This is a genomic window from Scytonema sp. HK-05 (assembly GCF_963872035.1).
Taxonomy (GTDB): Bacteria; Cyanobacteriota; Cyanobacteriia; order Cyanobacteriales; family Nostocaceae; genus Kalymmatonema.
Map to the genome: position 1 here is coordinate 25,068 of NZ_CAWMYC010000171.1, position 8,276 is coordinate 33,343.

The 8,276-nt window shown below is 42.8% G+C and carries 7 protein-coding genes; 3 read left to right on the forward strand and 4 right to left on the reverse strand.

From position 1 onward, the window contains the following. Positions 1-31 precede the first annotated feature (31 nt). Positions 32-901, forward strand: a complete 870-nt coding sequence (locus AACT52_RS40025; protein WP_233154180.1) for an oxygenase MpaB family protein — start codon at positions 32-34, stop codon at positions 899-901. A 122-nt stretch (positions 902-1,023) separates the two neighbouring features. Here AACT52_RS40025 and AACT52_RS40030 read toward each other — a convergent pair whose 3' ends face one another. From AACT52_RS40030 to trpS, 4 genes are all read right to left on the reverse strand, one after another. Next, complete coding sequence (locus AACT52_RS40030) at positions 1,024-1,641, reverse strand: hypothetical protein (protein WP_073635662.1); 618 nt, start codon at positions 1,639-1,641, stop codon at positions 1,024-1,026. 570 nt (positions 1,642-2,211) lie between these two features. Beyond that, complete coding sequence (locus AACT52_RS40035; RefSeq protein ID WP_073635663.1) at positions 2,212-3,663, reverse strand: hypothetical protein; 1,452 nt, start codon at positions 3,661-3,663, stop codon at positions 2,212-2,214. A gap of 202 nt (positions 3,664-3,865) precedes the next feature. Then, positions 3,866-4,780 (reverse strand): methylenetetrahydrofolate reductase, encoded by a 915-nt coding sequence (locus AACT52_RS40040; protein ID WP_073635664.1) that lies wholly within the window; start codon positions 4,778-4,780, stop codon positions 3,866-3,868. 61 nt (positions 4,781-4,841) lie between these two features. Beyond that, positions 4,842-5,852, reverse strand: a complete 1,011-nt coding sequence (gene trpS, locus AACT52_RS40045; RefSeq protein WP_073635665.1) for a tryptophan--tRNA ligase — start codon at positions 5,850-5,852, stop codon at positions 4,842-4,844. 341 nt (positions 5,853-6,193) lie between these two features. Here trpS and AACT52_RS40050 point away from each other — a divergent pair, with 341 nt between their 5' ends. Beyond that, on the forward strand, positions 6,194-7,777 hold the full coding sequence (locus AACT52_RS40050) for a B12-binding domain-containing radical SAM protein (protein ID WP_073635666.1): 1,584 nt from the start codon (positions 6,194-6,196) through the stop codon (positions 7,775-7,777). A 249-nt stretch (positions 7,778-8,026) separates the two neighbouring features. Beyond that, positions 8,027-8,176 (forward strand): hypothetical protein, encoded by a 150-nt coding sequence (locus AACT52_RS40055; RefSeq protein ID WP_158054958.1) that lies wholly within the window; start codon positions 8,027-8,029, stop codon positions 8,174-8,176. Positions 8,177-8,276: the final 100 nt, after the last annotated feature.

Genomic DNA, 8,276 nt, shown 5'->3' on the forward strand with positions numbered 1-8,276 from the left:
TGCTCAGATTTGAGCGATTTGTGTAAATTTTATGGAGCAGAAAATCGAGATGCATTTCTATCGCTACGACAATCTCCGTCGCATTCAGCAACTCGACCCCATACAAGACCACTGCCAGATTTATCATCTCATGTTGGGCTACGAGTTTCCTTGGGACGTGACGCGAGCCCATGAAATTGCCTTAATGAAAACTTACTGCGTTCCCAGTATCTCTAAATTACTGGATAAAACAGGCGAATTTCACAAGCGTCCGCAAAAACGCTACGACGATACAGCAATAATTGTTGTAGAGTTTTGCAAGTGGGGTTATGACAGCGAACGTGGTCGTGAAGCAATTCAACACATGAATGCTATCCACTCCCGCTTCAAGATTGACAATGCAGATTTTCTCTATGTACTTTCAACGTTTATTTATGAACCCATCCGCTGGAATGCGCGTTTTGGCTGGCGGCTGATGTGCGAACAAGAAAGATTAGCCTCATTTTACTTTTGGCGGGAAGTAGGTAAGCGGATGCATATAGAAAATATCCCAGAAACGTACGAGGAATTGGAACAGTATAACCTTGACTACGAACGCAGCCACTTTCAGTATTCAGACACCAATCGTCGAGTTGGTGAAGCAACCCGCGATTTGTTTTTGAGTTGGTTTCCCAAATGGATGGAATCGCCCTTAAAACCTGTCGTCTATACTTTACTTGATGACAGGATGCTCGATGCCTTTGGTTTTGAGCATCCTTCCCAATTGTTATGCTGGGGTGTTGAAACCACTTTAAAACTCCGGGGTCATGTGTTGCGTTTCTTACCACCTCGTAAACAGCCTAATTTCTTTATCGACTCTCCAACCCGGAGTTATCCGAGTGGTTATGAAATTGCCAATTTAGGACCTGCAGAAAAAAGTTAATCTGCAACTCAACTTGTAGTTGAGCAAAAAACTCTAGCTGAATTGTTCTAATAAGCTGAAGTGCAAAAATAGGAAACACCACTGTGACAGCAAATCAATCGGCTATAGATGTTCGCTACAAGCTAATTTTTTCGCAACATATCGATGTCAATACTGATTGCGGTGCCTTTGATTTGTCCACTTGTAAGGGGATAGTATGAGACAAATCCACGGCTTGGACTGTCGAAGAGATACCCACGACGCAAGGCTGGAACTTTGCCTTGTTTGACCAGGGACATGAAGGCTTCGAGATATCTGCGTATACTTTGACGATTTCCCTGAGTTCCATTTGTATGATTGCTGATCAGTATCATGAACAAGTCCAAGCTGCGGTTATCTTGTCCGTCAATTAAACTACCGTTTTCTAGGAAAGAACTTGCTACGATTTTTCCATTAATTTGTTGCACTTTGAAGAGAGTATAATAGCGCGATTCTTTTTTAGGATCGTTCACATAACAAACCCAGGAACCGTCGGGATTCTGTATAAAACCTTGTTGCGCAAGGTAGGAAAGCGGAGAATTAGTGGGCTGATTTTGTGGAGTCGGTAACAAATCCGCCACTGGGTCGAAAGAGCAAATTCTCAGTGGCGTTCTCAGTTGAGGAGCAGTTGTAACTTCCTCTGCTACTGCCATAAAAGAAACAGCAGCAAACGCAGACGCAGAGACAGCGAATGCGCTAAGCAAACGAATAATTATATTCATATTTTTTGCGTTTATAAGTGATTAGCGAGACGCCTTTTTGCAGTGCTTGGGCGTCCCATTTTAGTTCTTAATAATTATCTTCAATATTCTGATAATCTTCCCGGACAAAAAACTCCTGAAACAGATTTTATCTGTATCGTTTCAAATTTTGTATGTGTGTATACAATCTCATATAAAATAACTAGTAAAAAATTCTATTACCCTGAATTAAATTTGACTTAAACCGAATGGGTTTTATTTTTTAATTTAAGTCTTTTTATATACTAATTTATACTTTTTTTTTATTAAAGTATTATTTCTTATGTTTAGAAATAGAGCAATTGAATCTAGGGGTTAGTATGGCACAATTGAGACTAATCACGAGCGTCGTCAGAAATATTTTGTGCAATTTGCTAGTATCCAAAAACATCCCCAAACTAACTTCGGCGCTGGCATTATTGGCAATTAGTGCCGAACAACACAAACCTATAGGCACAAGGGCGAGGAGAATGGCTTAAGGTATACGCTAGGTGATCGCACTTCCACTTCAACTTCTTTAGCACAAAGAATGAAAGCTATAAGTGAGCAAACTTACCAACTTGAATCACGTAAACTCAGATCATAACGGGGAAGTGTAGATGTCTCCCACTGTTGCGTACGATCCAAGTACTTGCTGCTATAACCTAGTCGCCACAACAAAACTTCATCAATCCATTGAATAGCCTGTTTTATCAACTTCCAGCGTTGCTCAATTGTCGTACTACCGACTCTAGGGTGAACTGCATCATTTCGCACTTCAAGAAACGAAGGTACATCGTCTATGTCGTTATATTCTTTACTCTTAGTTAAACCTATACGTTCGAGTAACAATCTCAGACGTTTGCCAGTTACAGTAATATTCTCCTCTCCAGGTTTTTTACCTAAATTCCAGTGTTGTTTAGCGGTTTGACTTTGTTTGATATCAAAGAGTAATTCGCAAGCAGCTTTTGTTGTGGCATTAGTTTCTTCCTCAACCAGAATGACATAACTTAACCGCTCAAGGGCAGCACCTATAGCACTTGCTACAACTTGCCAGGTCATTCCTGGTCGCGTTGCTTGAAAATACTGAGTGAGTATAAAGTCAATGGTTTCTCTCCATATTGGGTTTTGCATCATGCGCTCAAAAGCGGGGAAGCACTCCATGTACACTTTCAAGTCGCTGTCTACAGTCACCCATGAAGAAGACAATTGTTCTAGTGGAGTGGTTTGAAATGCCAGAGCAACTGCACAAGAAGTTTGAATGGGATGCAATCGGTCTTGACTATATTCGTACCCTTCAATGAAAAGAGGACCAATATAGCCTCCATTGGCATAAGACAGAAACCAGCTAAGGTTTTTGAGGCGTTCTAAAGCATTATTGAGTGAAATAGCTTGAAGCTGAAAGAAAGTTTCAGGATCAGTATCCTTATATTTTGGCTGGGAAAGGGTTCCAATCGTAGTGATGAGGGTACCTATGTTCCGATTATGTGGATCGAGCCAATTTAGTGCATCAGTCCGTATATCTAAGCGAATACTCCAAATATCATCTACAGATGATTGTACGTACCTACCTCCGTTCTCCGAACCAACTTCTGTATCACTGCCAACCTCTTTTAGGGTTTTTCTTAATATTTCTTGGCGGACACTTTTGTACTGAAAGCGAGTATTAGGCAGGTAAAAGATAAATATATGTGCTGTATTCTCAATATCACCATAAACAGCCTGAGTAGTAGCACCCCTGCTTGCTCTTACTGGTCCAACAACATTAGAAGAGTCGCCAGTGCATATCGGCTGTTCTATGGAAAAACAGTGTCCAATCAACGGACTTTTTGTGTTTGAGTCAAATGAGAGTGAAGGAAAATTACACTGAACATTGCCAAGCATTTCAAATTCCCAAATAATGCGTGGTACTGGATAAATCTCCAGTTCTGCCAGGAGGCGACCTTCACAATCGTTTATCTTGGCAATATTGTTATACAGTTTTACTTTTTCTTTGAGGATTAAATCTTTCTCTTTAGGAAGCATTTCTTGGCTATTTATGCAAACTTAGTCTACATTTTTAGAAACCAGTCTCATAGAAGTCGTGTCTACATGGACTCCATCTGCTTACGCGGACTAAGAGAAAATTGAGATGAAAGCCCGCGTAGGCGGGCTTTGTTTGTATAGCCCCAGACTTTTAGTCTGAGGGCTGTTTGGCAACTAACAACTGCCAATTCTAAGTCCAAAACTAACTAACTACCCCAACCCCCGCCATATCCAAAATTGGCACAATCAAATCTTCCCGCTTGACCGCCATCATATGCACACCCTGACACAATTGACGCGCTATTTGGACTTGTTCAGCGGCAATTTTCATCCCTTCCTCAAGGGGGTCTTTTGCTTGCGCTAACCTATCAATTATGTGGTCGGGAATATTCACCCCCGGTACACACCGATTGATAAATTGGGCATTTTTCGCTGATTTCAATAGAAAAATTCCCGCCAAAATTGGTTTATTACAACCTGCGGCTATGGTGTCCATGAACTTTTCTAGGCGCTCAAAATCTGTAATCAGTTGACTTTGGAAAAACTGCGCGCCCGCTGCTAATTTGCGCTCAAATCGACTTTGCAAACCAGACCAACTGGCACATTGCGGATCGACCGCTGCACCAGGAAATAAATCTAGCGCACCATCTGTCAGGGGTTTTTCGTTGCAGTCAACGCCGTGATTCAGTTTTTGGATCAGTTGCAGCAGGCGCACCGCTTCCAAGTCAAATACGCCCTTGGCGTCCGGATGGTCGCCTGCTTTCACCGGATCACCAGTCAAAGCTAATATGTTATAAATACCCAAGGCATGAGCGCCCATGAGGTCGGCTTGCAAACCAATACGATTGCGATCGCGACAAGCAAGTTGGCAAATCGGCTCGATGCCGTTTTGTAACAAAATTGCCGACGCTGCTAATGAACACATCCGTAGCACAGCGCGGCTACCATCGGTAATATTGACGGCATGAACCCTCCCCTTAAGGGTCGCCGCCATTCTTACCATGTGTTCTGGATTACCGCCTTTCGGTGGTGTCACCTCGGCGGTAATCAGGAATTGACCAGTTTTCGCTGCTGTACGAAAAGAAGTTAAAGCAGTTGGATTTATGGTATCCAGCATAACAATGACAATTTCAGTCTGTAGGTACTGCTATAGCACAATATACCGTAGACAGAAAAGCTCATAGCGGCATAGAATAACCCATTGCAGCTTTTACTTCATTAAGGGTTTGGTTGGCGATCGCCTCTGCTTTTTGCTTTCCATCCCGCAACACCGACTCTAGATAGCCTTTGTCGTTCGTCACCGCCTGATATTTCTCTTGGATAGGTTTGAGGGCGTTAATTGTGGTTTCCGTCAACAAAGGTTTAAATTGCCCCCAACCCATATCCTGACACTCAGCCGCGACTTCTTCCTTTGTCTTACCAGAAAGCAGCATATACAGTGTTAATAAGTTGTTACTTTCAGGACGCTCTGGATTGTCAAACTCTAAACCCCGAATGGGATCAGTTTTACACCGCTTAATCTTTTTGGCAATCTCATCAGGCGAATCTAGCAAATTGATCCGGCTCAATTCTGAGGGATCGGACTTCGACATTTTCTTTGTACCATCCGTCAAACTCATCACCCTCGCCCCTTCTTTGCGGATCATAGGTTCTGGTAACTTCAAAACTGGCTGATCCGGTTTGGCAAATTGGTGATTAAATCTGTTGACAATATCCCGCGTTAATTCCAAATGTTGCTTTTGGTCTTCACCCACGGGTACTTTATCTGGTTTGTAGAGCAAAATATCAGATGCCATCAGCACTGGGTAGTCTAACAAGCCAACATTCACATTTTCTCCTTGCTTGACAGCCTTTTCCTTGAACTGGATCATGTCTTCCAGCCAATTAAGCGGCGTGATGCAGTTGAACAACCAAGTGAGTTCACTGTGGGCAGGGATGTGAGATTGTATAAAGATAGTCGAGTGGTTTAGATCAAGACCACACGCCAGATACAAAGCAGCGAGGGTGTAGGTATTTGACGCCAGTTCTGCCGGATTGTGTGGCACGGTAATGGCGTGTAAATCGGCTATGAAGAGATAATTTTCGTACTGGCTTTGGATTTCTACCCAGTTGCGAATTGCACCCAAGTAATTGCCCAAATGTAGATTGCCAGTTGATTGAACTCCAGAAAGAACTCGTTGCCTGCCCATAAACTTCAATATAACGTTTTCAAATCCGACAATAGCGGGAATAAAACTGATTTTCTTAGTTTGACATTTCTTTATATTTCACGCAAAGAGGAGCCAGCGCTGCAGGAGGTGAGACCAGCGCTGCAGGAGGGTTTCCCGACAGCAGGCGACTGGCGTCGAAAAAACGCAAAGCTTTTCTTAGTGGCTTGGCTACTGTGCGTGAGGTAATTGTGAAATTCGCTGCAAATTACGTTTAATGACTCTTAGTTTACAAAAATCGACAAAATTTAAGTTCTCTTGAGAGAATACAGCAGTAACCTTGAAGTTAGTTAACTTTTTTTACACTCAGAGGTGTGTGCTTTATGAAAGCTTTACTACTCTGGCCAATAATGCCCAATTCCTTCTGGTCTTACCAGGAGACGCTTGATTTAGCAGGGTTACGTGCGACAAATCCGCCGCTGGGGCTAATCACAGTGGCAGGAATGTTACCTGCTGATTGGGAAATCCGCTTGGTTGACCGCAATGTCCGTCTAGAGACAGATGAGGATTGGGCATGGTGCGATATGGTAATAATCTCTGCAATGATTATCCAGAAAAAAGATTTCTGGGAGTTGATTCAAAAAGGAGTTGCGTTAGGGAAAAAAGTTGCAGTCGGTGGTCCGTTCTCCACATCAGTACCAGAATTTGCCTTGGAGGCAGGAGCTCACTATCTCATTCTTGATGAAGGGGAATGTACCATCCCCATGTTTTTGGAAGCTTTGGAAAGAGGTGAAGAACGGGGAATTTTCCGCTCTCCAGAAAAACCCGATGTCACTCAAACACCAGTACCGCGCTTTGACTTGCTAGATTTAGATGCTTATCTGGCAATTACAGTGCAATTTTCACGGGGATGTCCTTTCCAGTGCGAGTTCTGCGACATCATCAACTTATTTGGTCGTAAGCCGCGCACAAAAACGCCAGAACAGATGCTGGCTGAGTTTGAAGTCCTCTATCAAATGAACTGGCGACGCTTAGTCTTTGTCGTGGACGACAACTTCATTGGTAACAAGCGCAATGCCAAAGTTTTCCTGCGTGCTTTGATTCCCTGGATGAAAGAGCGCAACTACCCGTTTCTTCTGCTGACAGAAGCATCTTTGAACCTAGCAGAGGACGACGAGTTGATAGACTTGATGGTGCAAGCTGGGTTCACAATGGTCTTTATGGGCATTGAAACACCAGATGTAGATAGCTTAGCCGTAGCCCATAAAGAACAAAATACACGCCAGTCTCTGGTAGAATCTTGCGACAAGATTACGCGAGCCGGATTACAGATTATGTCTGGCTTCATTCTCGGTTTTGATGGGGAAAAAACGGGCGCAGGACAACGCATTCAGGCATTTGTAGAAGAAACAGGAATTCCACAAGCTCACCTTGGTTTGCTGCAAGCATTGCATAATACAGCAATGTGGACCCGTCTTAAGCAGGAAGAACGGTTAGAAGAAGGATTAATGGATTTCATGGGTTCGCAGAAAGCTTTGATGAACTTTGTCCCGACTCGTCCCTTGGAAGAAATTGTCAGGGAGTATATCGAGAGTTTCTGGAACATGTATGACCCAATGCTGTATCTTAAGCGCACCTTCCGCCACTTTAACATGATGGAGGGTAAGCGTCCTAAGGGCAAACGCCCCCTCACTTGGCACGAACTGCGTCTGTTCCCGATAGTTTGCTGGCGTCAAGGTGTGGTTCGCTCAACTCGTTTGCTCTTCTGGTGGCAATTACTGGCGATCGCACTGCGTAAACCTAATTTATTTTACGACTACTTTGTTGCATTGAGTTTTGGCGAACACTTCTTTTCTTTCCGTCATGAGGTGAAGGCGCAACTAGAAGAACAACTGGAAGCTTGGAAGCAACAAAAGCAAGCACCACAGCAGGAGGAAGCAAATCTTCAGTTGTCACCTGTAACTTAAGTAAATCATTTTTAATTCGCGCTTTTTTTTGCAAAGGATAAAATAATTGATGTAACGGATAAATGATCTGTGTGACAACACATAAACTCTCCGTTACATCTACTTTTGCTGCTAGCAGTTAATTTGTCGAAATGCAATAACTGCATCTACTGGTTCAGGTCCCACAATATAGCGCTTCTCGTTTGGATGAAGTAATTATTTATGTACGGACTTGAGAGTGAAAAGAAGCTTGATACTACTATTAAAATTATGCCTCTACAAGAAATTCCTGTTTGGTCAATGGTGCAGACTAGTTCTGACAATATTGAAGATAAATTTAATGAATCAATAGAACAGAGAGCGAAACGAGAAGAATGGGCGTTAGTGTTTAAGTTAAGCTTAGAAGATTCCAAGAATTAATTTCTTGTTTTGTCGTGATATTTCCTTGCAACGCTAAACCTTCTAAGAGGATGTTTGAAAAGTTTTTAGAGGTTAAAAATTATGCTAATCGCTGAACCAT